Consider the following 23,960-nt stretch of genomic DNA (forward strand, 5'->3'; position numbering starts at 1 on the left):
ACAAAAAGGTCGTCTGAAACCGATATTTCGGGTTTCAGACGACCTTTTTCCTTCTACTGAACTGTTTTGTTTTTTAAATCGCTTCAGCTTCTTCTGCGAGGAAACCGCGCAGTTTTTGCATGGCTTTGGCTTCTATTTGGCGGATGCGCTCGGCAGATACGCCGTATTCGGCTGCCAATTCGTGCAGGGTCAATCCGCCATCGTCTTGCAGCCAGCGGCTTTCTACGATGCGGCGGCTGCGGTCGTCCAGTTGCGCCAATGCGTTTTGCAGACCTTCGGTTTGCAGGGCGTAGTGGGCTTGCTTGGACAGTTGGCGGCTGGGTTCGGCATCGTGGTCGGCAAGCCAGTCGATGGGGGCGAAGCTGTCTTCGTCATCGTTGTTGTCCGCCATGATGGCAATGTCGTGTCCGGTCATGCGTTGTTCCATTTCCATGACTTCAGACAATTTGACGCCCAAATCGTCGGCGATGTCTTGCGCTTCTTTCGGAGACAAGGCATTCAGGTTTTTACGCATGCTGCGCAGATTGAAGAACAGTTTGCGTTGCGGCTTGGTGGTCGCTACGCGTACCAGTCGCCAGTTGCGTAGGATAAATTCGTGGATTTCGGCCTTAATCCAGTGTACGGCGAATGAAAACAGGCGCGCGCCACGACTCGGCTCGTAGCGTTTGACCGCTTTCATCAGTCCGATGTTGCCTTCTTGAATAAGGTCGGCTTGGTTCAGACCATAGCCGTCGTAGCCTCGTGCGATGGATACGACGACGCGCAAATGGGAAAGAATGAGTTGTTTGGCGGCGTTAAGGTCGCCTTTTTGTTGACGCTCCGCGAGTTGGCTTTCTTCTTCGGGCGTCAGCATGGGAATGCTGTTAACAGTGTGAATGTATTGCTCAAGGCTGCCGTTGCCGCTGTGAATGACGGGTAATGCAAAGGCGTTGTTCATAAGAAGTGCTTTCCTTTATATGATGCAGAGACTGTTGTTTACTTGTTGTTTGCCGTGCAGTATATCACTGCCTGTTACCCTATCGTATGTTGTCAAATGCCTTTTTCTGTAAAAGACTGTTTGATAGGTGAATTTTTATCTTTTATAAAATTCGATTGATTTTGAAAATTTGACTGGTTTACTGGGAATAAGTTCAGTATATTACAAACATTCTTGTATGTGAATATTAAAGTTCAAGAAAAACGGCCTTATAAAAAGACCGCTTTTTCAAACTCAATCTGCTTTTTTCCTGATTAAAAACAGTGCGATGGCAATAATTGACAATACCCCGATCAGCCACAGCGAACCGCCTGCCTTCATATAAGGGGTTTCGCCGACATAGCCTTTGACATGCCCTTCCAAGACGGCATCGGTATTGGGTTCGCTCTCGGCGATGATGCTGCCTTTGGGAGAAATAATGGCGGTTGCGCCGGTATTGGTGGCACGGACCATATAGCGTCCAAGCTCCATCGCGCGGGCTTGGGATTGCTGGAGCTGTTGATACATCGCGTTAGAATCGCCGTACCACGCCATATTGCTGACGTTGGCAAGCAGTGTGGCGTTTTTGGCGGTGGCGATGAGTTCGTCGCCAAAGCCGTCTTCATAGCAGATATTGAAGGCGACTTTTTGACCTTTCATGGTTAAGGGAGCCTGCCCCGCTCCGCCGCGACGGAAGTCGGCAAGCGGCATATTCATCAGCTTATACAGCGGTTCGGTCAAAAAAGGCAGCGGTTTGTATTCACCAAAGGGAACCAAATGATTCTTGGCGTAATACGGGAGATCGTCTGAAACATCATCGTAGTCGCTCAAATTGATTACGGCATTTTCATAGCCGCTGCCGTCGGCAGTGTATTGACCGATACCGACAGCCAACGCGCTGCCGTTCGTGCGCGCCTGTTCGGCAAACTGGGTCAGGATGTTTTCCGGCAAATCCTGACGCATCACGGGCAATGCGGTTTCGGGCAGGATAACGATGTCGGCGGATGTTTTGCTGATTTGACCGTAGTATTTCTGAATGGTAGGGACGACTTGTTCTTCTTCCCATTTCAGGCTCTGCTCGATATTGCCCTGCACGAGCGCGACAGTACTGGTGCTGCCGTCGGGTTTGGTAAAGTCGGTTTGTTGGGCGATAAAGCCGACAGTGCAAAGCATGACAATCATACACATTGGCAGCAGGCGCTGTTTCAGACGACCCGTATTGTCAATCAGCAACACCAGCCATGCGCTGACAAATGCCGTCGCAAGCGTAACCAGATGAATACCGCCCAAAGGTGCAAAACCGGCAAGCGGGCTTTCTTTGACGATTTGCGAATAGCCGATCGCACCCCAGCCGAAGCCGGTCAATAATCGTTCGCGGGCAAATTCCGCCAGCGTCCACAAAATCGGCAACACGATGCCAACCTTAACCCAGCGCGGCAGATGAAATTTCTTCCACAGCCAAAAACAGGCGGCAGGATACAGTGCAAGAAACGCAGGCAGCAGGAAAGTCAGCGGAATTGCGTATAAATTAGGCAAACCGGAGACATCGTGCAGCGCGGTATGTACCCAGTAAAACTGCGTCGTATAAGCAATCAGCCCAAACAGATAGGCGGTGGAAACAGCAAAGCGCGGACGCAGTTCAATCAGTCGGATCAATGCGCCAAACAGCAAGGGCATCAACCAAAAATGGTAATAAGGCGCGAAAGTCAACGGCGTGGCGGCGGCAATCAGGATCACCAGTGGCCAGTACAGCACGGGATGCTGCCAATATTGTTCGAGTTTGCGGAAAATGTTCATTGCAGAGAAAAGAAAATAAGAGGTCGTCTGAAAATACAGATTCAACAAAGTTAAACCATTTTCAGACGATGTATCGGTTGTTTAGTGTTTTTGAAACAGCTTCATCAAAGGCAGTGCAACGGCGCAGGCGACGGCACCGGCAATCAGCCCGACGGCAAGGTTGGCGATATGCTCCATCAAGCCGCTGTCCCAATGTTGCGCGTGTAAGAAATCATGCAAAAAGCCCAAGTTGTGCGCAATCAGACCGCCGCCGACAAGGAACATGGCAAGCGTACCCACCACGCTCAAACCGCGCATAAACCAAGGCATAAAGGCAATCAGACCCTGTCCGACCGTTTGGATGCCCGTACTTTTTTGACGCATCAGCAGCATACCGAAGTCGTCGAGTTTGACGATAATGCCGACCAAACCGTATACAAAAGCGGTCATACCGATGCCGATTGCCGCCATCACCAGCGAACGGGTCATCAGGTCGTATTTTTCGACCACGCCCAAAGCAATAATAATGATTTCGGCAGACAGGATGAAATCCGTACGAATCGCGCCTTTAATCTTGGTTTTTTCGTCCAACGTTTCGGCGGCGGCTTCCTCGTCGTCGTGCGCTTCGTGGCGGTGCAAAAACTTATGCAACAGCTTCTCCACACCCTCGAAACACAAATAAATCCCGCCTATCATTAATAAAGGCGTAATGAGCTTCGGCAAAAAGGCGGATAGCAACAAAGCCAGCGGCACCAAAATCAGCTTGTTCACCAAAGAACCTTTCGCTACCGCCCAAATAATCGGCAGCTCGCGTTCCGCCGACACGCCCGTAACCTGATTTGCATTAAGCGCCAAATCATCGCCGACCACGCCCGCCGTTTTCTTGGCGGCCATTTTGGTCATCAGGGCAACATCGTCCAAGACAGCGGTAATATCGTCCAAAAGGGTGAAAAGCGAGGCAAAGGCCATGATATATTTCCGAAAAAGGGTCAGATTGAAGAAGCCGGCTATTATAACCGAGAAAGTATGACACCGAAGGCTTTCAGACGACCTTTAATGGAAATTAACGGAATTTGGCGAGAAGGTTGAAGCATTTTGGAAGGCAACTGCCCGATATGGGCAACAATTCAAATCATCACGGCTTCCATAACAGTAAAACAACCGCTCTGCCTTTTTCAGACGACCTTTCCATATAGAAAATAATCAGAAATGTCATGCAGTTTCGCCCGAAACAGACAGTCAATGCTATACTTGCCAACTTATTTCGATGAAAACCGGCTTGAAGCAGCCGTTACGGAAACGAGAAATCAAGATGAGCAGAATCCAGCAAACCTTTGCCGCGCTTGACGGCGCAAAAGCCCTGATTCCCTATATCACCGTAGGCGATCCCAATCTCGACACCACTCTTGCGCTGATGCACAGTTTGGTTGAAAACGGCGCCGACATCCTCGAATTGGGCGTTCCTTTTTCCGACCCGATGGCGGACGGTCCGACCATCCAGCGCGCTGCCGAGCGTGCGTTGGCAAACAAAGTTTCCCTCAACGACGTATTGAATATCGTACGCCGCTTCCGCGAAACAAACGGCAACACACCCGTCGTCTTGATGGGTTATCTGAACCCGATTCACAAAATAGGTTATCAAGCATTTGCCCAAGCGGCGGCCGAAGCCGGCGTGGACGGCGTGCTGACTGTCGATTCTCCTGTTGAAACCATCACCCCGCTGCACGACGAACTCAAAGCGCGCGGCATCGATTGTATCTTCCTGATTGCCCCGACCACGACCGAAGAGCGCATTCAAACCATCGCCCGAGTTGCAGGCGGCTTTGTCTATTACGTTTCGCTCAAAGGCGTTACCGGCGCGGCAAGTTTGGATACCGAGGAAGTTTCGCGTAAAATAGAGCTTTTGCGCAAGTATATCGACATCCCGATCGGCGTTGGCTTCGGCATCAGCAATGCCGAAAGCGCGCGCAAAATCGGTGCTGTTGCCGATGCTGTCATCGTCGGCAGCCGCATCGTCAAAGAAATTGAAAATAACGCAGGCCGCGAAGCAGAAGCCGTCGGCGCGTTGGCGAAAGAATTAAAAGACGCAATCCGTTAAGGCCTTTTCCGAAAACACACGCAAAGGTCGTCTGAATCCCGAATTCCAAGGAGTCATCCATGAGTTGGTTAGACAAAATCCTACCGCCCAAAATCAAAAACCGCAGCAAAGACGAAGGCTCGTCCAACGTTCCCGAAGGTCTGTGGCACAAATGCCCGTCCTGTTCGGCAACCATCTACTCGACCGAGCTTCAGCAAAACGACCGAGTTTGCCCAAAATGTAACCACCACAACCCACTTTCCGCACGCGAACGCCTCAATTTGCTTCTGGACGAAGAGGGCCGCGAAGAAATCGCCGCCAACATCAAACCGACCGACCCGCTGAAATTTAAAGACAGCAAAAAATACCCCGAACGCCTGACCGCCGCGCGTAAATCCACCGGCGAAGATGACGCGATGGTCGTGATGAAAGGCTTTATGAACGGCTTGCCGGTCGTGATTGCCGCATTTGAATTCCGCTTTATCGGCGGCTCTATGGGGTCCGTTGTCGGCGAACGCTTCGTCCAAGGCGTGCGCCGTGCCGTAGCCGACAACTGCTCTTTCATCTGCGTTGCCGCATCGGGTGGTGCGCGTATGCAGGAAGGTGTCAACTCATTGATGCAGATGACCAAAACCAGCGCGGCATTGCATCTCCTGACTGAAAAACACCTGCCGTTCATCTCCGTCCTGACCGACCCGACCATGGGCGGCGTATCCGCCAGCTTCGCCTTCCTCGGCGACGTTGTACTTGCCGAACCCAATGCCCTTATCGGTTTTGCCGGTCCGCGCGTTATCGAACAAACCGTCCGCGAAACCTTACCCGAAGGCTTCCAACGCGCAGAATTCCTGCTGGAAAAAGGCGCTATCGACCAAATCGTCGACCGCCGCAATATGAAACAGCGCATCAGCGACCTGATTACCCTGCTGCGCCGCGAAGACAAAGTCAACGCCGCTTAAATCGAGGAAGTTTGAGCCAAACAAAGGTCGTCTGAAAACTGATTTTTCGGTTTTCAGACGACCTTTACGATTTGGACGGCTTCTATGAAATACACACATTAAATAAATACGCCTTAAACACATACGGCAATTCAAAATTCCATTATTTCCAAAATAAGCAAAAAACATATAATAACTTTGTTTTCTATTTCTATTTGCAATTAAATCAGACCCATATCGATATACTCACAAAGTATTACTTACCACCAAAACCAGGTTTTAAGATTTGTAAATTTGATATAAGTCAAACTATCGCGTTTTGTAGATTCATATAATATTAATGTTTAGAGTATCGAATAATCGGGGATAGTCATGTCCTGCCTTAAAACGAAACGCACATCCGGCATCTTGAATACGATGCTGTCGATGTTTGCCGTATTTGTCCTACTGTTTTCGACACTGCCCGCCTATGCCGAGCGTTTGCCGGAATTCCTGTCAAAAATCCAGCCTGCGGAAATTTTTCCAGGTGCAGACCGCTATGGCAAGCCGGAAGGCAAACCTATGGTTGCCCGCGTTTATAAGGGCGACGAGCAGTTGGGCTTGGTGTATATCACAACGGACGTGGTCAACACGCGCGGTTATTCGAGCAAACCGATTGATACGATGGTGGCTTTGGCCAACGATGGAACGGTCGCCGGTGCGAAGCTAGTCGACCACCACGAGCCGATTATGCTTATCGGTATCCCGCAATCGCGCGTGGATAAATTCATCGATAAATATATCGGTTTGAATTTCATTAAGAATCCGCCTACTCCGGGCGTTGCTCCCGGGGACATCATTAGCGGCGCGACCGTTACGCTGATGGTGATTAACGACAGCATCCAGCGTTCGTTCAAAGTGGTTGCCGGCAAATATGGTTTGGGTACCGACAAAGCCGTTCAGACGACCTCTGCCAGTCCTGTGGATACGCAACAGGCTACCGAACCTGCAACTCAAACCCGCCCTCGCCGCGCTGTCAATCCGGACAAACAGGACATCCAATCTTGGAATGCCCTTTTGGAACAAAAAGCCATCGGTCATCTGCATATTTCAGTGGATGAAATCAACAAGCTGTTTGAAAAAGGCGGCAAAGCCGGTGTTGCCGACCACGCCGAACAAGGCGCAGGCGACGATACCTTTATCGATTTGTATACTGCCGTAGTCAGCCAACCCTCCATCGGTAAAAGCCTGCTGGGCGAACAAGGATGGAAAAACCTGCAAAGCCGTCTGCAACCGGGTCAACAAGCTGTCTTGGTCGCCGGTGAAGGCCGCTATTCTTGGAAAGGTTCGGGTTATGTCCGCGGCGGTATTTTCGACCGTATCGAGATGATTCAGGGCGAAAACAGCTTCCGCTTTACCGACGCAGAACACGAACGCTTGGTCAGCCTGGCTGCCGAAGGTGCACCCCACTTTAAAGAAGTATCATGGTTTACCATTCCTGCCAATGTGGAATTCGACGCTGCCGAACCTTGGCGTTTACAGTTGATGGTTCAGCGTGTATTGAGCGTAAACGACAAAGCATTCGTCACTGCCGACTTGGATTACGAACTGCCTAAAGGTTACTATGTCGATGACCCGAAAGCACCGCCCGTTGAAATCAGCGCACCGGTAGAACCTGCCGCAGCTGCAGGTGCTGCAGATGCCGGCAACGGTATTGCCGACCAAGCCAGTGCCGACGACGGCGCATCCAACCAACTGTGGAAACAAGTTTGGAAAGCAAAACAGGGTCAAATCATCGTAGTCAGTATCGCATTGACCATCCTGCTTTTGGTATTCCTGTTCCAAGACTGGATTGTTCGCTACGAAAAATGGTACGACCGTTTCCGCTTGGTATTCCTGACATTTACCCTGTTGTATATCGGCTGGTACGCTCAGGCGCAACTGTCGGTCGTCAATACGCTGACGCTGTTCTCCGCTATCCTGACCGAATTCCGTTGGGACTTCTTCCTGATGGATCCGATTGTGTTCATCCTGTGGCTGTTTACCGCCGCAACCATGCTGCTGTGGAACCGCGGTACATTCTGCGGCTGGCTCTGCCCCTTCGGTTCACTGCAAGAGTTGACCAACCGTATTGCCAAAAAATTGGGCGTGAAACAGATTACCGTGCCGCACCTGCTGCACACACGCCTGACCGCGATTAAATATGTGATTTTCTTCGGCCTATTGGCGATTTCGCTGTATGATTTGGGCACTGCTGAAAAATTTGCCGAAGTAGAACCTTTTAAAACAGCGATTATTTTGAAATTCGTCCGCGAATGGTGGTTTGTCGCGTTTGCCGTTGCCCTCTTGGTTGCCGGCTTGTTCATCGAACGCTTCTTCTGCCGCTATCTGTGCCCGTTGGGCGCAGGCATCGCCCTACCCGGCCGCTTCCGCGTATTCGACTGGCTGCGCCGCTACAAAATGTGTGGCAACCCTTGCCAAATCTGTACGCACGAATGCCCCGTTCAAGCGATTGCACCGGAAGGCGACATCCATCCGAACGAATGTATCCAGTGCCTGCACTGCCAAGTCATGTATCACCATGACACACGTTGTCCGCAAGTTGTGGCAACCAACAAGAAAAAACAAAAACAGGCGGCGGCGAAAGCCGAACCCGAAACCGCATCTGCAAAACAACAGCCTACCGAGCAGATTGTGCAGTTTGTGAAAAAATAAACCGCCCCACGGCCGGCAAATAATCTAAACCCCTAAAGAACCCTGAAAAAATGCCGCGCCACCCGTAACCATACTTATAAACATAAATTCGTTTTTTTGATCGGCAGGTCGTCTGAAAACGCCGGCTGCCGAATTTTATCCAAGGAGTGTTGTATGTCAGACGAAAAATTAGAACAAAACGGTTTAAGCCGTCGTTCATTCTTAGGTACTGCCGCCGCTTCCGGCGCAGGTATTGCGGGCGCCGGTCTGTTGGGATTGGCAGGCTGTTCCAAAGAGGGTGGCGATAAAGCCGCCGCTTCAGGTGCTGCACCTGCCGCCAAAACCGAGTCTCATGCCTCTGCCGAACCGGGTAAACAGACTTCCGAAGTCGGTCCGGGCGAACTCGACCAATACTACGGCTTCCTCTCCGGCGGCCAATCGGGCGAAATGCGCTTGATCGGTGTGCCCTCCATGCGCGAACTGATGCGTATCCCTGTGTTTAACATGGACAGCGCGACCGGTTGGGGCCGTACCAACGAGAGCCTGCGTATTTTGAATGAAAAAAATACGCCGGAAACCAACCAGTTCCTGAAAGACAGCGGCTTGCGCTGCTATCCTAACGGCGACTTGCACCATCCGCACTTGTCGTTTACCGACCAAACTTACGACGGCCGCTACGCCTATGCCAACGACAAGGCTAATAATCGTGTCTGCCGAATCCGTCTGGATTTCATGAAAACCGACAAAATCACCGAAATCCCTAATGTTTCCGGCGTACACGGCCTGCGTCCGCAACGTTATCCGAAAACCGGCTATGTCTTTGCCAACGGCGAACACATCGTACCGGTAAGCGGCGTGGGTACTTGGAACGATCCTAAAACTTGGAATGCCGTTTACACCGCCATCGACGGCGAAACCATGGACATCGCATGGCAAGTATTGGTGGACGGCAACTTGGACAACGGCGATGCCGACTACCAAGGCAAATACTCCTTCTCCACCTGCTACAACTCCGAACGCGCCCTGACCGTTGCAGGTGCGTCTTCCAACGAACAAGACTGGTGCGTGGTTTTCAATATTGCCGCCATCGAAGAAGGCATCAAAAACGGCGACTTCAAAGAAGTCAACGGCGTAAAAATGCTGGACGGCCGTGCAGAAGCGAACTCCAAATATACCCGCTACATCCCCGTGCCAAACTCTCCGCACGGCTGTAACGCGTCTCCTGACGGCAAATACATCATGCTCAATGGTAAACTGTCTCCGACCGTTACCGTATTGGATGTCAGCAAACTGGACGATTTGTTCGCAGGCAAAATCAAAGAACGCGACGTAGTCGTTGCCGAACCCCAACTGGGTCTCGGTCCTTTACACACCGCGTTTGACGGTCGCGGCAACGCCTACACCACGCTGTTTATCGACAGCCAAATGGTCAAATGGAACATCGACGACGCCATCAAAGCCTACAAAGGCGAAAAAGTGGATCCGATCAAACAGAAACTCGACGTCCACTACCAACCCGGCCACAACCATACGACCATGGGCGAAACCAAGGAAGCCGACGGTAAATGGCTGGTATCTTTGAACAAATTCTCCAAAGACCGCTTCCTCAACGCCGGCCCGCTGAAACCGGAATGCGACCAGTTGATCGACATTTCCGGCGACGAAATGCGCCTGGTACACGACAACCCGACCTTTGCCGAACCGCATGACCTGTGTCTAGTTGCCGCTTCCAAAGTCAACCCGAAAAAAACCTGGGACCGCAAAGACCCATGGTTCTGGCAAGACGCTGTGGAACAAGCGAAAAAAGACGGTGTCGAGCTGGAAAAAGCCGCCAAAGTCATCCGCGAGGGCAACAAAGTCCGCGTATACATGACTGCCATCGCACCTGCGTACAGCGTTCCGCAATTCGAAGTCAACCAAGGCGACGAAGTAACCGTATATGTTACCAACGTCGAAACCATCGAAGACTTGACCCACGGCTTCACTTTGGAAGGCTACGGCATCGCGATGGAAATCGGCCCGCAGGCTACCCAGTCGGTAACCTTCAAAGCCGTCCGTCCGGGCGTACACTGGTACTACTGCCAATGGTTCTGCCACGCCCTGCATATGGAAATGTCCGGTCAAATGATCGTTAAACCCCGATAATCGGGTTTGACGGTGTATCATTGACTTAACGAAAAGGTCGTCTGAAAAAACTTTCAGGTCTTAGCGAAACCCGCTGCCCTCGTTTTCAGACGACCTTTTATAGCAGAACCGTTTGACGCAACAGACTGTTCCGCTATAAAACAAAAACACAGCCCTTACAGGCAGGCATCACCATGCCGACGCACACCGCACGAATCAGAGGAACTCCATGCACATACCCCAATTCAAAACATGGCGACGCGCTGTCCTGACGTTTATGTTCGGCAGCATGATTCAGACGACCTTTGCAGCCACCATCGACGTTTCCCCGAACGACAACCTGCCCGAAGTTATTGCGCGCGCGCAAGCAGGCGATACGCTCAAACTCGCCTCCGGCACTTACAAAACCAAGCTGCTTATCGACAAACCCATCACTCTTGAAGGTCCTGCCGACCGCTCCGCCAAAATCGAAGGCGACCGCACCGGACGCACCATAGCCGTCACTGCCCCCGACGTTACCCTGCGCAATCTTACCGTCACCCGTTCCGGCATGAGCCTGCCTGCCATGGACGCCGGCATCTACCTCGAAGAAACCGCACCCCGCGCCCTGATCGAACACAACAACATCCTCGACAACTCGGTCGGCGTGTATATCCACGGCTCGGCGGAGTCTATGGTGCGCGAGAATAAAATCGTCGGCGACTCCACTTTGCGCGTCAACGAACGCGGCAACGCCGTCACTGTCTGGAACGCCCCCGGCGCGCAAGTTATCGGCAACGACATTTCCAAAGGCCGCGACGGCATTTTCTCCAACACCAGCAAAAACAACACCTACAAAAACAACCGCTTCAGCGACCTGCGTTTCGCTGTCCACTACATGTACACCAACGACAGCGAAGTCAGCGACAACATTTCCGTCGGTAATAACATGGGCTACGTTTTGATGTTTTCCGACCGCCTCAACGTGTACGGTAATATCGCCGTCGGCAGCCGCGACCAAGGCATCATGCTCAACTACGTCAACTATTCCGACATCCACGACAACATCATCAACAAAGCCGGCAAATGCGTTTTCGCCTACAACGCCAACTTCAACAAAATCGTCTCCAACCATTTTGAAAACTGCGAAATCGGCATCCACTTCACCGCCGCCATCGAAGGCACGACCCTTTCCGACAACGCCTTCATCAATAACGAAAGCCAAGTCAAATACGTCAGCACACGTTTTCTTGACTGGGGCGAAGGCGGACGCGGCAACTACTGGAGCGACAACAGCGCGTTCGACCTTGACGGCGACGGCTTCGGCGACAGCGCATACCGTCCCAACGGCATCATCGACCAAATCGTCTGGCGCGCCCCTGTTGCCCGCCTCCTGATGAACAGCCCCGCCATCAGCATCGTCAAATGGGCGCAATCGCAGTTCCCCGCCATCCTTCCCGGCGGCGTGATCGACAGCAAACCGCTGATGAAAGCGGGCAGCAACAAAACCACCACCAAATACGAAGCGATGAAAGAACAACTGTTGCAAGAAGCCAAAACCAATCAATCCAAATGGGGCGATGCCGAAAACGGCGCATTAAACTGAGCGGAACGCCGTGAATACCTCCTGCAAGGTCGTCTGAAAACTTTTCAGACGACCTGATCGACAAACCGCAGCAAAGCTTTGCCCCATCATTTCCGTATCCATGGGAATCCGCCGAGAAAACGGTGCAACCCGCGATGCAGGCAACAGTCAAAACGCCAACCCATAACAAACGTCGTCTGAAACCCTTCTCCCTTTTTCAGACGACCCCATACAAAGAACGCCCTTTTCAGACGACCCCCAACGTCGTCTGAAACCCAATCCACACAAGGAAGCACTCATGAGCGCACACCATGTCGAATTGAGAAACGTAACCAAACGCTTCGGCGCACAAAAAGCCGTCAACCAAGTCGATTTAGTCTTGAAGGCGGGCGAAAGTGTCGGTCTTGCCGGACACAACGGCGCAGGCAAGTCCACGCTCATCAAATTGATACTCGGGCTGATTACCCCCACCGAAGGCGAAGTCATGCTGCTGGGCGAGCGCACCGGAAGTAAAGCGGGCGCGCAGTTGCGCAGCCAAATCGGCTATCTGCCCGAAACCGTCGCCCTGCACCCTTCCCTTAGCGGCATCGAAACCCTCAATTTCTACGCCAAACTCAAAAAACAGCCGCTCACCAAAAACCACGAACTCCTCGAACGCGTCGGCATTTCCCAAGCCGCCCGCCGCCGCGTCGGCACCTACTCCAAAGGTATGCGCCAACGCCTCGCCCTCGCCCAAGCCTTGCTCGGAGAACCCAAAGTATTGCTGTTTGACGAACCCACCACAGGCCTCGACCCCGCCTCGCGCCAAATGTTTTACGAAGTCGTGCGCGAACTCAACGGACGCGGCGCCACCGTCCTTCTCAGCACCCACGCCCTCGCCGAACTCGACGGCCACGCCGACCGCATCGTCGTCATGAAAAACGGCGTCAAAGTCGCCGACGGCAGCATGGACGAGCTGCACGTCCAAAGCGGACTCCCCCTCACCGTCAACATCCGCCTCAAAGCTCCGCGTCCGTTAAGCGGACGCTGGCAGCCGCTTTCAGACGACCTCAGCTATCAGGCGCAATGTCAGGCTGAAGAACGCATGGCATTACTCAGCGAACTGGGCAACCTGTCCGACCTCGCCTACCTCGACATCCACACACCCACACTCGACGACATGTACGCACAATTCTTAAAAAGGGAGGACGTATGAACCCCGTTTGGATTATCACCGGAAAAGAAGTCCGCGACAGCCTGCGCAACCGCTGGGTACTCGCCGCCTCCGTCCTGCTTGCCGCCCTCGCCCTCTCATTGGGCTTCCTCGGCAGCTCGCCCACAGGCTCGGTTAAAGTCGATCCGCTGACCGTAACCGTCGTCAGCCTCTCCAGCCTATCCATCTTCCTGATTCCGCTCATCGCCATGCTCCTCTCCTACGATTCCCTCATCGGCGAAATCGAACGCGGCACCATGGCGCTGCTGTTGAGCTACCCCGTTTCCCGCAACCAAATCCTTGCCGGAAAATTCATCGGACACCTCATCATCCTCGCCCTTGCCACCACCGCAGGCTACGGAATCGCGGGCATCACGCTCCAACTCGCCAACGGCAGCTTCGACATCGCCGCGTGGAAACCCTTTGCCCTGCTGATTGCCGCCAGCGTCATCTTGGGCGCGGCATTCCTGTCCATGGGCTACCTCATCAGCGCAAAAGTGAAAGAACGCGGCACCGCCGCCGGTATCGCCATCGGCGTTTGGCTGTTTTTCGTCGTCATCTTCGACATGGCGCTTTTGGGCATCCTCGTCGCCGATACCCAGCAAACAATCACCGCACCCGTCGTCGAAACCGTCCTTCTTTTCAACCCCACCGACATCTACCGACTGCTCAACCTGACCGGTTACGAAAACACCGCCATGTACGCCGGCATGGCAGGCTTAAGCAAACAAATCAGCCTGACCATGCCCGTATTGCTGACCGCGCAGATATTATGGGTTATCATTCCCCTTATCTTGGCAGCAAGAATTTTTGGAAAGCGACAAATATGAAAAAGATTTTACCTGCGCTCCTCGCCGCCCTGCTCCTGAGTGCCTGTCCTAAAGAGGATGATACCCCGCCGCCTGAGCCTCAGCAAATCAGCGACCGCGCCGTGGGGCACTATTGCAGCATGAACCTGACCGAACACAACGGCCCTAAAGCCCAAATCTATCTCAACGGCAAACCCGACCACCCCGTCTGGTTCTCGACCATCAAACAGATGTTCGGCTACACCAAGCTGCCCGAGGAGCCTAAAGGCATCCATATCATCTACGTTACCGACATGGGCAAAGTCAAAGACTGGAGCAAACCCAATGCCGACACCGCATGGATAGACGGCAAAAAAGCCTATTACGTCATCGAAAGCGGCTTCATCGGCGGCATGGGTGCGGAAGACGCCCTCCCCTTTGCCGACAAAGCCCAAGCAGAGAAATTTGCCAAAGAAAAAGGCGGCCGCGTCGTCAGCTTCGACGAAATGCCCGATTCCTACATCTTCAAATAATCCCTTCCCATCAAAAAGGTCGTCTGAAAACCTTATCCATCAGGTTTTCAGACGACCCTTTCGTATATGGAATACAAAAAAGCGTATTCAATAAAACAATGTGTCAGACCTCATCTCCAAACTGTTTGATAGGCGGATTGAGACCTTTTCAATAAACTGTAATACTATAAAAAAATTTGAATCAACTCATTGCATTATTTAAAAAATGAAAATAAAATATTTATTTTTTTCAAAATCATAACTTTAAATAAAATAATCAGTCAAACCATTCATGCCATATTTATATCCGTTCGTACCTAAATACAACAATTTTCCCAATGCTGTGCTAAATTGTTTTATTTAATCAGAAATATCAACAACTTAAATATAGTAGATTAAATTTAAACCAGTACGGCGTTGCCTCGCCTTGCCGTACTATTTGTACTGTCTGCGGCTTCGTCGCCTTGTCCTGATTTAAATTTAATCCACTATAGTTTCTCATCATCACCGTTTAATCTTTCATTTTTACGGAAAACAATATTTATGAATATCAAAAAAACTCCTTCAACACAGCACATGCACGGCGTATCCACATTGGCAGATACGGTAAACATCAATAACGGAACCTACATTCGCAGCAATACCAGCCGTACACTTGCTGCCGGAGAAAAAAATCTAATTCTAGAAGGCGATGCCAATATCTTCGGGGCAGGGAATAACGGGGATAATATCCTTATTGGCAATAGCGGACGTAACCGTCTTAATAGCGGACGCGGCAATGATACCGTTTACGGTGGCGGTGGCGATGACACCATCAACGGTGGGGAAGGCTTTGATTTACTGTTCGGTGAAGATGGCGACGATACATTAAACGGGGAAGCCGGTGACGATATACTTAACGGTGGTGCGGGTAACGATACCTACATTTTCAATGCGGCAGGCGGCAGGGATACCATTATCGATACCGAGGGAAACAACCGCATCCGCTTTACCGGAGGCTTGCATGCCGAAGATTTGACAATAACGGCTGTTTCCAACAATGACGGTGGGCAAGATTGGAAAATCTCCATTAAAAACACAGATTCCGTACTGACCATCAGCAACCAATATACTGCCGGAAGCAGCGTCCCTTCCATCCATCAATTTGTTTTTGACAGCGGTGTTTTGAATGTAGCCGAATTTATTCGTGCAACAAAAGCCAATATTGAAACAGCGAAACCACAAAACCTGACCATCAATGGAACCGATTCAGACGACGTTTTAAATGGTAGTGATGGCAATGACATTATTGACGGCAAAGCTGGTGCCGATACGATGAGCGGAGGATGGGGAGACGATACTTATTATGTTGATAATGTCAAAGATGTCATTATCGAAGGAAAAGGTGCAGGTACCGATACAGTAATCAGCAGCGTTTCCTACACAGCGGCAACCAATGTTGAAAATGTTACCTTGACCGGCAATGCCAATATTTTCGGCGCAGGCAACAACAGCGACAATATTTTGACCGGCAATGCCGGACACAACCGTCTCAACAGCGGACGCGGCAACGATACTGTTTACGGCATGGGTGGAAATGACAACCTTAACGGCGGTGATGGTGATGATTACCTGGATGGTGGCGAAGGAAACGACAACATCAATGGCGACGCAGGCAACGACACCTTAATCGGCGGCAAAGGAAAAGATACCCTGAAAGGCGGCGCAGGTAACGACACCTATATTTTCGGTGACGATGATACGATTATCGACGACCAAGGAAACAACACTTTGCGTTTTTCAGACGACCTCCGTATCAAAGACCTCAAAATCAGTGCCAATGACAACGCACAAGGCGGGAAAGACTGGTTGATTACGTCCGCAAACGGCTCCGCATTGATTCGAGACCAAGTCGGCTCAGACGGCAAAGTTGCTATCGGACGTTTTGAACTGCTCGGCGAAACCTATACCCACGAATCCCTGCTCAAAGCTGTTGCCAATTCAAACAAACAAGGTTCCACCATCACCGGTACGGCAAGAGACGACATCCTCACCGGTACGGAGCAAAACGATACCATCGACAGCGGAATCGACGGACGCGACCGTCTGTACGGACTAGGCGGAGATGACATATTGCGTGATAGCGGAACAAGCTATTTCGGTAATGAACGCGATGACGAACTCTACGGCGGCGACGGCAATGATAAATTGTATGCCGACGTCGGTGATGATTATCTGGACGGCGGCGCCGGCGATGACCATCTAGAAGGCGGACAACACAGAGATACTTACGTCTTTAGTAAAGGATACGGACACGATACCATCTTTGACTACAATTTCAATCTTGATCCCGAATTCAACCCAAACGGAATGCAAAACGCCAATACCGTTAAATTTACCGGCGGCCTGACTTTGGATGATTTAGAAATTTCGATGACCCAAGGCTATGACAAATCCGGCATTGATCATATCCCTTCCGATTCCGAATTCATTATTATTCCCCGTCTGAACGGCGATACTTGGAACATTTCAATCAAAGGGACAAACGATGTCCTGACTATTAAAAACCAATCCGGCATTTACGGCGCAATCAGCGAATTCCAGTTTGATTCCAAAACCTATACCGTTGGCGAAATCATTGAGCATTTCGGTCTGAATGTGCCTCACTTTGACAAAGCCGGTAACCTTGTCCACGACCTTACCGATAAGATTGACTGGTATGGTGTTGACCAGAGGGGATACAACCGCGTTGTTTACGGATCGGCTGATAATGATACTGCGGACTTTTCAGGCGTGATCGGTAAAGTTACCTTCTACGGTGGTAAAGGGGAAGATAATATCACCTTAGGAAGATACAATGTCATTGACGGCGGTGCGGGTAATGATGCCATTTTCGACTCCGGACACTCGGTTAAAAATACCATTATGTTAGGAAAAGAAAGCGGACACGATACATTGCACAATATCCGTACAGAAGCAGATACTACCGTTCTCTTCTCAGGAAATTTAACGATTAAAGATGTCGAATTGACCACAGGCAAAGACTGGGTTGTGAAGCTGAAAGGTTCAAATAACGCATTGACTATCAAGGATATGGTTAATTCCCCATCCGGTCATGATACGATTGACACCTTTAAATTTGAAGGTGGCGAAAGCTATACCACTACCCAATTCCTGAAAGCTTTAGGTATGGATAGTACCGTCAATCACGGCTTGATTTAACCGTCTGAAAGGTCGTCTGAAACTTCTCCCATTATCGGTGGAAAAGGTTTTCAGACGACCTTTTGTTTTGTCTTAATGATAATTCTTCAAAGTCAAATGCTACTATTTTCCGATACTGATGCAATATGTTGCATATAATGCAACAATTTACGAATTTTCATAAAAACCATTGACAAGACTTTTTTATTGTATCATAATGACGCCCGTTGAGTTGCTTGATGCAGCTTGATTTTTCTCCTCTATTTCTCCTTTGTAGACTTGGCGCATATCCCAAACGATATGCGCATTTTTTTATCTTGATTTTCCAAGTTTAAAAATAACCTCAAACAAAACAAAATATTCCTCCCCTACTACCATTCTCACGCATATAAAAACCCATCTTTAAAAAACGTGTAATCACCGATAAAAAATCAACGAACATCCACCGTTTACCCTCCCCTGTCAAAACAAAAATAATAGGCGCAAAGCGTGTCCCCTCTGCCCCTCCTCCATTGATTTGAAATACCAATAAAAAAGGTCGTCTGAAAACAGAAAATCCGTTTTCAGACGACCTTTTAAAAGCAATTCGGTATTATTCGGCGTTGTTTTGTGCCGCTTCTTCAGTTTCGGCTGCTGCGCCGACTTGTTCGGCTTCTACTGCCTCAGTTTGCGCTGCCTGTTTGGCGGCTTGACGCTCGGCTTGTTCTGCCAAAGCCTGTTGGACAAACGGATGCTGTTGGGCGATGGCTTGTTCTTCCGCGCTGACTTCGCCTTTGAAGCGGTTGTTCAAATCAAAACGTTTTCCACCGCGCGCGAGGGCTTTGAGGTAGCGGGGACGGCGGCAATGGTTGGCGAGGACGCGGGCGATCAGTGCAGGATCGTATTGGGGCAATGCGGCAACAAGGTCTTGGTCGATACCGACGGCCAGCGGTTTGAATCGTTTGAAGACGTCGTATTTGCCGTAGATGTGATCGGCAATCATGTCGGTCTGTTTTTTCTTGCTCATGGTTTGGACGGCGGATTTCAAAGCTGCGCCCAAAGCGGTTTCTTGTGTCATGTCGTTTGTATTCCTCTAAAATAAAGCCGTGCGTTTCGCTATGGCACGGTAATGGTGGTATTTTAGTATAAAGCCTGTGTTTTGGCTAAGTTTTTTTGCGAATGTTCGATTGTAAATGTTTATTTTGCGGACAAGCCGGCACACTTATCTTAATAGGCGTTGCGAAAGGTCGTCTGAAAATGTTCGGCACAATCCGTCATGTTTGTTTTCAGACGACCTCTTTCAATTTTATCTATGCTGCTTGGCGATGTCGGGCGTATCGGCCACTACGTCAGCATTTTGCGCGCGATGGCGTAGGGTGTGGTCGATAAGCACGAGCGCGAGCATGGCTTCGGCGATGGGGGCGGCGCGCAGGCCGACGCAGGGATCGTGTCTGCCGTGGGTGGCGAGTTCGACGGGGTTGCCGTTGATGTCTATGCTGCGGCGCGGGGTGGCGATGGAGCTGGTGGGTTTGATGGCGATGTTGACGTGGATGTCTTGTCCGGTGCTGATGCCGCCGAGGATGCCGCCGGCGTGGTTAGACAGGAAGCCTTGCGGGGTGAGTTCGTCGCCGTGTTCGCTGCCGCGTTGGACGACGCTGCCGAAACCTGCGCCGATTTCCACGCCTTTGACGGCGTTGATGCCCATCATGGCGTAGGCGATTTCGGCATCGAGGCGGTCGAAAACGGGTTCGCCCAAGCCGACGGGGACGTTGGCTGCTTCGATATGCAGCTTCGCACCGACGGAATCCAAGGATTTGCGCACGCTGTCCATATAGTTTTCCAGCTCGGCGATTTGGCTTTGGTTGGCGGCGAAGAAGGGATTTTGGGAAATGTGTTCGTAGCCTTCAAACTGAATTTCTTTTTCGCCGACTTGGGTAACGTAGGCGGTAATTTCCGTGCCGAATTTTTCTTTCAGCCATTTTTTGGCGACGGCTCCGGCGGCAACGCGGGCGGCGGTTTCGCGGGCGGAGCTTCTGCCGCCGCCGCGGTAGTCGCGCGTGCCGTATTTGTGCCAATAGGTATAGTCGGCATGGCCGGGACGAAAGCTGGTGGCGATGTTGCCGTAGTCTTTGCTGCGCTGGTCGGTATTGCGGATTAAGAGGGCGATGGGTGTGCCGGTGGTTTTGCCTTCGAAGACGCCGGAGAGGATTTCGACTTGGTCGGCTTCGCGGCGTTGGGTAACATGGCGGCTGGTGCCGGGTTTGCGCCGGTCGAGATCGGCTTGGATGTATGATTCGGTCAATGCCAGCCCAGGCGGGCAGCCGTCGATGATGCAGCCCAAACCTGCGCCGTGGCTTTCGCCGAAGGTGGTAACGGTAAAGAGTTGTCCGAAAGTGTTGCCTGCCATGTTGCCCTCTATCGGTTATATGCTGAAAGATGACGGATTTTAGCATACAAAGGTCGTCTGAAACGCTTTCAGGACGCGAATCCTGCTATGGTGCGCCTTATCTCTATCGAATCAAATCCCAAGCGAACTTGCCTATGGTCAGACACAACAACACCATAAATCCGTAACGCAGAAACTTGGTTCCGCCGCGTATCGCCAATTTCGCACCGACCATGCCGCCGCACAAATTCGCCAGCGCAAGCGGAATTGCCCACGCCCAAACAACATGCCCTTGCGGGATGAAAAATGTCAGCGCGGCGAGATTGGTGGTCGAATTGATGACTTTTGCCGATGCGTTTGCCGTCAAAAAATCGTAGCCGTAAAAACGGACGAACACGAAAGCCAAAAGGCTGCCCGTTCCCGGCCCGAAAATACCGTCGTAAAACCCGATTAATGCGCCGAAAAACAAACCCCACAAGGTTTCTCGACGCGTCAGTTTTTCAGTGCGCACCGTCTGCCCCAAATCTTTTTTGATAAAGGTATAAACACACATGGCAATCATGATGACCAGCATCGCCGGTTTCATATATTGCACAGGGAGGAAGACCACGGTTTTCGCGCCCAGATAGGAAGCGGCAAAAGCCAGCGCGGCGGCGGGCAGCAGCATTTTCCACGGTACAGGGATTCTGCGCAGATATTGCCCCGTCGCAGTAACCGTCCCGCAGCAGGAGGCAAACTTATTCACGCCCATCACCGAAGCGACAGGTGTGGAATTCGGCAGCAGGTTGAACAGTCCGGGAATTTGCAACAGCCCGCCGCCGCCAACCGCCGCGTCCATCAGTCCGGCACAAAATCCGGTGAGCAGTAAGAAGTAGAAAAAGGAATCTACGGGCATGATGATTCAGGCTTTATTGGAAATTTCTTATCAGGGAAAAGGTCGTCTGAAAACAGTTTTGCACATGAAATCCATGTTTTTAAAATGTTCAGACGACCTTTTTCAACCCCGCTTCTTTATTTCTTCTTCAAATAAACGCCGCTTTCGATATGGTGCGTAAACGGGAACTGATCAAACAACGCAGCGCGTTCGACAGTATGGGTTTGGCAAAGTCTGTCGAGGTTCGCGCGCAAGGTTTCAGGATTGCAGGAAATATAGATAATGTTGTCGAACCGGGAAACCAGCTTCAGCGTTTCATCATCGACGCCGGCGCGGGGCGGATCGACAAAAATCGTGGAGAATCCGTAATCTTTCAACGAGATACCCTGCTCTTGCAGGCGGCGGAATTCGCGGCTTTGCGTATAGGCTTCGGTAAATTCTTCCGCAGAGAGGCGGGCGATTTTGATGTTGTCTCTTTGGTTCGCTTCGATGTTCCATTGCGCGGCGTAAACGGAAGTTTTGGACACTTCGGTTGCTAACACCTGACGGAAATGCTGCGAGAGCGGCAGGGTGAAATTGCCGTTGCCGCAGTAGAGTTCGAGCAAATCGCCGTCGAGATTTTGCGCAACATCACACGCCCAGCCAAGCATTTTTTCGCACACGCGGGCATTGGGCTGGGTAAAGCTGCCTTCGACTTGGCGGTAGCGAAAGGTTTTACCGTTTACGTTCAGCTCTTCGGTTATATAGTCTTGAGTCAAAACGATTTTCTGCCCCCTACTCCGACCGATGATATGAATGCCCAATTCACGCGCCAAGGTTTCGGCGGCACGCTGCCACGCTTCGTCCAGTTTTCTGTGGTAAATCATGGTAACGAGCATCTCGCCGCTTAGTGCAGACAGAAATTCTACAGCGTACCAGCGGTTTTTGAGTTCGGGATTTTGCGTGGCAGCTTCGATGAGTTTGGGCATCAAAGCATTGATGGACTCCGAAGCAGCAGGAAATTGGTCGCAACGTATGAGACTTGCGCCGCTTGCTTTCTGCCCACGCTCGAACATGGCATAAAACATTTCGCCGCCTTCGTGCCAAATGCGGAATTCGGCGCGCATACGGTAATGCTGTTCGGGGGATTCGAAAACTTGAATTTCAGGAAAATCCAAACCTTGGAAAAGCTGTTGCAAGTATTGGATTTTTTGGTCGAGCTGTTGCGTATAAGCGGTCATTGGAGAAATGTCTCATGAAAAAATGCCGTAATGTCGGTTTGGTCGGCAGGTTGGCGTAAAGATGTTTGACAACACCGAAAATGCTGACAAAGGTCGTCTGAAAACCTACCCACGCTCGTTTTCAGACGACCTTTTATTGGTGTTTGATTACTCGCCTTCGTATTTGCGTTCCAAACGCTCCACGCACGCGCTTAAATGCTTGCGCATGACTTTGACGACGCGGTTGCGTTTGCCGTTGACCAACAGGTCGAGGATTTCGCGGTGTTCGGAATGGGTATGGGGATTGATGGCGCGTTTTTCATTACGCTGCGCATCGAAGACGGCGACGATGAGCGAAGAACGAGCACACAGGGTGTTCATGATGTCGAACAAGACGTGGTTGTCGATCAGGCGCGCGAGTTCGACGTGGAAGGCGTTGGATAAGCGGTTCCAACCCACGCGGTCGCCACTGTCGGACGCCTGCTCTTCACGCTCGATCATGGCGTAAAGCGGCTGGAGGCGGGTTTCCAAATCGGGCATATCGGACAGAAGGTTTAAAATCATGCTTTCCATTTCGATACGCGCGTTGAACACGTCCTGCATTTCCTTCAAATCGGGAACATGGACGAATGCGCCGCGATTGGGCTGCAAATCGACGATTTTGTCGTGCGCCAACAGGGACAGCGCGCCGCGCACGGTATTGCGCGAGCAAACCATCTGGCGGCAAAGCTCGGATTCGGTCAGTTTTTTGCCGGGCAGTAAAACATGGTCGGTAATGCCGTCGAGTATCAGGGCGTAAACGCGAAACAGCTCCGAATCGTGCCTGCCTGCGGGCATCATGGAAGAAGGGGTGGGCGCATGAAGGGTTTCGTTATCGGCATTCATTATTTAAGCTCTCCTCATTGTCTGCGTGTCATATCGTTTGAAATAACAGAAATTTTGCGACGGCGGCAATCCGACCCGTACCGCTTTTTGCTTGATTCCATTTCGATATAGCACGAAACCTGATTAAGATATAATTAAAAATTGTTGACAATCCCTAACTAAGCTTGCACAATACGACGAAAGGCCAAGTTATAAAGGCTAATAGAGAGAGAATCCACAATAAGCAAGCAGATATATTCATGGTGTAGCGTGAATATATCTGCTTTTTTGTCGGGCGGCCTTTATTCACGCTTTAACAGTATTCCGCCCCTAAACGCTTTTCAGACGACCCCCGAAAGATACGGGAGGTCGTCTGAAAAATTACTCTGCTTCGACGGTTTCAAAACTGTGCGTGATTTTTGCCGCCTTGCCCAGCATAATCGAGGCGGAACAATATTTCTCGGCAGACATCTGCACGGCGCGCTCAATGGCGGACTCGGTCAGATTGTGTCCGATGACTTTAAAATGAATATGGATTTCGGTGAACACGCGCGGGGCATCGTCGGCGCGCTTCGCGGTAACCGTCGCTTGGCAGTCCACTACCTTTTGACGCTGCTTCTCGGCAATCATCACGACATCGATGCTGGAACAGCCCGCCACGCCCAAAAGCAGCATTTCCATCGGACTGGGGCCGCGTTTCGCCTGCCCTTCCGCTGCCGCGCCTTCCATAACGACGCTGTGTCCGTTTTCGGTCGTGCCGACAAAGCACATTCCGTCTATCCATTTTGATGTAACTTGCATGATTGTCTTTCTGTCGCAAAAATGCCTGAGAAACAGGCGCATTTTCATATTGTAAACATTTTTTACGGATAAATATAGGCG

At 51.1% G+C, this 23,960-nt stretch carries 18 protein-coding genes and 1 pseudogene; 9 read left to right on the forward strand and 10 right to left on the reverse strand.

Annotated features, from left to right (window positions below; all coding sequences use genetic code 11):
- Positions 1–73 precede the first annotated feature (73 nt).
- The 3 genes from rpoH to J7445_RS06710 all read right to left on the reverse strand — a co-directional run bounded on the left by rpoH (position 74) and on the right by J7445_RS06710 (position 3,700).
- Positions 74–937, reverse strand: a complete 864-nt coding sequence (gene rpoH / locus J7445_RS06700) for an RNA polymerase sigma factor RpoH (RefSeq protein WP_209282807.1) — start codon at positions 935–937, stop codon at positions 74–76.
- A gap of 273 nt (positions 938–1,210) precedes the next feature.
- Positions 1,211–2,752: an apolipoprotein N-acyltransferase gene (gene lnt, locus J7445_RS06705; protein ID WP_209282808.1), complete on the reverse strand. Its 1,542-nt coding sequence runs from the start codon at positions 2,750–2,752 to the stop codon at positions 1,211–1,213.
- Between the two features lie 81 nt (positions 2,753–2,833).
- The gene (locus J7445_RS06710; protein ID WP_209282809.1) at positions 2,834–3,700 is read right to left on the reverse strand and encodes a DUF808 domain-containing protein; all 867 of its coding nucleotides are present in this window, start codon (positions 3,698–3,700) and stop codon (positions 2,834–2,836) included.
- 343 nt (positions 3,701–4,043) lie between these two features.
- Between J7445_RS06710 and trpA the strand changes: the two genes are divergently transcribed.
- The 8 genes from trpA (at position 4,044) to J7445_RS06750 (ending at position 14,617) form a co-directional block, all read left to right on the forward strand.
- A complete protein-coding gene (gene trpA / locus J7445_RS06715) occupies positions 4,044–4,829 on the forward strand; it encodes a tryptophan synthase subunit alpha (RefSeq protein ID WP_101810479.1) in 786 nt (261 codons plus the stop codon).
- A gap of 59 nt (positions 4,830–4,888) precedes the next feature.
- Positions 4,889–5,764, forward strand: coding sequence for an acetyl-CoA carboxylase, carboxyltransferase subunit beta (gene accD, locus J7445_RS06720; protein ID WP_019271726.1), 876 nt, complete (start codon positions 4,889–4,891; stop codon positions 5,762–5,764).
- A gap of 396 nt (positions 5,765–6,160) precedes the next feature.
- Positions 6,161–8,437, forward strand: a complete 2,277-nt coding sequence (locus J7445_RS06725; RefSeq protein WP_244969544.1) for a NosR/NirI family protein — start codon at positions 6,161–6,163, stop codon at positions 8,435–8,437.
- Between the two features lie 153 nt (positions 8,438–8,590).
- Entirely contained in the window at positions 8,591–10,561 is a 1,971-nt protein-coding gene (nosZ, locus tag J7445_RS06730; RefSeq protein WP_209282811.1) for a TAT-dependent nitrous-oxide reductase, read from the forward strand.
- Positions 10,562–10,769: 208 nt separating this feature from the next.
- Positions 10,770–12,125, forward strand: a complete 1,356-nt coding sequence (locus tag J7445_RS06735) for a nitrous oxide reductase family maturation protein NosD (RefSeq protein ID WP_019271727.1) — start codon at positions 10,770–10,772, stop codon at positions 12,123–12,125.
- 277 nt (positions 12,126–12,402) lie between these two features.
- Entirely contained in the window at positions 12,403–13,299 is an 897-nt protein-coding gene (locus J7445_RS06740) for an ABC transporter ATP-binding protein (protein ID WP_009311593.1), read from the forward strand.
- Entirely contained in the window at positions 13,296–14,126 is an 831-nt protein-coding gene (locus tag J7445_RS06745; RefSeq protein ID WP_209282812.1) for an ABC transporter permease, read from the forward strand. The genes J7445_RS06740 and J7445_RS06745 overlap by 4 nt, the downstream gene beginning before the upstream one ends.
- On the forward strand, positions 14,123–14,617 hold the full coding sequence (locus tag J7445_RS06750; protein ID WP_209282813.1) for a nitrous oxide reductase accessory protein NosL: 495 nt from the start codon (positions 14,123–14,125) through the stop codon (positions 14,615–14,617). The genes J7445_RS06745 and J7445_RS06750 overlap by 4 nt, the downstream gene beginning before the upstream one ends.
- 361 nt (positions 14,618–14,978) lie before the next feature.
- Here J7445_RS06750 and J7445_RS12540 read toward each other — a convergent pair.
- Positions 14,979–15,089 (reverse strand): annotated as a pseudogene (locus tag J7445_RS12540) (IS5/IS1182 family transposase); the annotation flags it as partial.
- A 50-nt stretch (positions 15,090–15,139) separates the two neighbouring features.
- On the opposite strand from J7445_RS12540, the gene J7445_RS06755 reads away from it, so the two are divergent.
- The gene (locus J7445_RS06755) at positions 15,140–17,797 is read left to right on the forward strand and encodes a calcium-binding protein (RefSeq protein WP_209283361.1); all 2,658 of its coding nucleotides are present in this window, start codon (positions 15,140–15,142) and stop codon (positions 17,795–17,797) included.
- Positions 17,798–18,368: 571 nt separating this feature from the next.
- Here J7445_RS06755 and J7445_RS06760 read toward each other — a convergent pair.
- From J7445_RS06760 to J7445_RS06785, 6 genes are all read right to left on the reverse strand, one after another.
- Positions 18,369–18,833 (reverse strand): ProQ/FINO family protein, encoded by a 465-nt coding sequence (locus J7445_RS06760; protein ID WP_003741045.1) that lies wholly within the window; start codon positions 18,831–18,833, stop codon positions 18,369–18,371.
- A 228-nt stretch (positions 18,834–19,061) separates the two neighbouring features.
- Positions 19,062–20,162, reverse strand: coding sequence for a chorismate synthase (aroC, locus tag J7445_RS06765; RefSeq protein ID WP_209282814.1), 1,101 nt, complete (start codon positions 20,160–20,162; stop codon positions 19,062–19,064).
- A gap of 103 nt (positions 20,163–20,265) precedes the next feature.
- Positions 20,266–21,036, reverse strand: coding sequence for a sulfite exporter TauE/SafE family protein (locus tag J7445_RS06770; protein ID WP_209282815.1), 771 nt, complete (start codon positions 21,034–21,036; stop codon positions 20,266–20,268).
- A 116-nt stretch (positions 21,037–21,152) separates the two neighbouring features.
- The gene (gene trmA / locus J7445_RS06775; RefSeq protein ID WP_209282816.1) at positions 21,153–22,235 is read right to left on the reverse strand and encodes a tRNA (uridine(54)-C5)-methyltransferase TrmA; all 1,083 of its coding nucleotides are present in this window, start codon (positions 22,233–22,235) and stop codon (positions 21,153–21,155) included.
- A gap of 147 nt (positions 22,236–22,382) precedes the next feature.
- Positions 22,383–23,099, reverse strand: a complete 717-nt coding sequence (locus tag J7445_RS06780; protein ID WP_209282817.1) for a GntR family transcriptional regulator — start codon at positions 23,097–23,099, stop codon at positions 22,383–22,385.
- A 360-nt stretch (positions 23,100–23,459) separates the two neighbouring features.
- Positions 23,460–23,879 (reverse strand): OsmC family protein, encoded by a 420-nt coding sequence (locus tag J7445_RS06785; protein WP_003741038.1) that lies wholly within the window; start codon positions 23,877–23,879, stop codon positions 23,460–23,462.
- Positions 23,880–23,960: the final 81 nt, after the last annotated feature.

It is taken from the genome of Neisseria sicca (assembly GCF_017753665.1).
Lineage (GTDB): Bacteria > Pseudomonadota > Gammaproteobacteria > Burkholderiales > Neisseriaceae > Neisseria > Neisseria flava.

Bases quoted from the DNA above. Each gene is read 5' to 3' on its own strand.
- J7445_RS06755 (WP_209283361.1), top strand. From the start codon at position 15,140: ATGAATATCAAAAAAACTCCTTCAACACAGCACATGCACGGCGTATCC.
- accD (WP_019271726.1), top strand. From the start codon at position 4,889: ATGAGTTGGTTAGACAAAATCCTACCGCCCAAAATCAAAAACCGCAGC.
- trmA (WP_209282816.1), bottom strand. From the start codon at position 22,235: ATGACCGCTTATACGCAACAGCTCGACCAAAAAATCCAATACTTGCAA.
- J7445_RS06770 (WP_209282815.1), bottom strand. From the start codon at position 21,036: ATGCCCGTAGATTCCTTTTTCTACTTCTTACTGCTCACCGGATTTTGT.
- J7445_RS06785 (WP_003741038.1), bottom strand. From the start codon at position 23,879: ATGCAAGTTACATCAAAATGGATAGACGGAATGTGCTTTGTCGGCACG.
- J7445_RS06780 (WP_209282817.1), bottom strand. From the start codon at position 23,099: ATGAATGCCGATAACGAAACCCTTCATGCGCCCACCCCTTCTTCCATG.
- trpA (WP_101810479.1), top strand. From the start codon at position 4,044: ATGAGCAGAATCCAGCAAACCTTTGCCGCGCTTGACGGCGCAAAAGCC.
- J7445_RS06735 (WP_019271727.1), top strand. From the start codon at position 10,770: ATGCACATACCCCAATTCAAAACATGGCGACGCGCTGTCCTGACGTTT.
- J7445_RS06750 (WP_209282813.1), top strand. From the start codon at position 14,123: ATGAAAAAGATTTTACCTGCGCTCCTCGCCGCCCTGCTCCTGAGTGCC.
- aroC (WP_209282814.1), bottom strand. From the start codon at position 20,162: ATGGCAGGCAACACTTTCGGACAACTCTTTACCGTTACCACCTTCGGC.
- J7445_RS06760 (WP_003741045.1), bottom strand. From the start codon at position 18,833: ATGACACAAGAAACCGCTTTGGGCGCAGCTTTGAAATCCGCCGTCCAA.
- J7445_RS06745 (WP_209282812.1), top strand. From the start codon at position 13,296: ATGAACCCCGTTTGGATTATCACCGGAAAAGAAGTCCGCGACAGCCTG.
- J7445_RS06725 (WP_244969544.1), top strand. From the start codon at position 6,161: ATGCTGTCGATGTTTGCCGTATTTGTCCTACTGTTTTCGACACTGCCC.
- nosZ (WP_209282811.1), top strand. From the start codon at position 8,591: ATGTCAGACGAAAAATTAGAACAAAACGGTTTAAGCCGTCGTTCATTC.
- J7445_RS06710 (WP_209282809.1), bottom strand. From the start codon at position 3,700: ATGGCCTTTGCCTCGCTTTTCACCCTTTTGGACGATATTACCGCTGTC.
- lnt (WP_209282808.1), bottom strand. From the start codon at position 2,752: ATGAACATTTTCCGCAAACTCGAACAATATTGGCAGCATCCCGTGCTG.
- J7445_RS06740 (WP_009311593.1), top strand. From the start codon at position 12,403: ATGAGCGCACACCATGTCGAATTGAGAAACGTAACCAAACGCTTCGGC.
- rpoH (WP_209282807.1), bottom strand. From the start codon at position 937: ATGAACAACGCCTTTGCATTACCCGTCATTCACAGCGGCAACGGCAGC.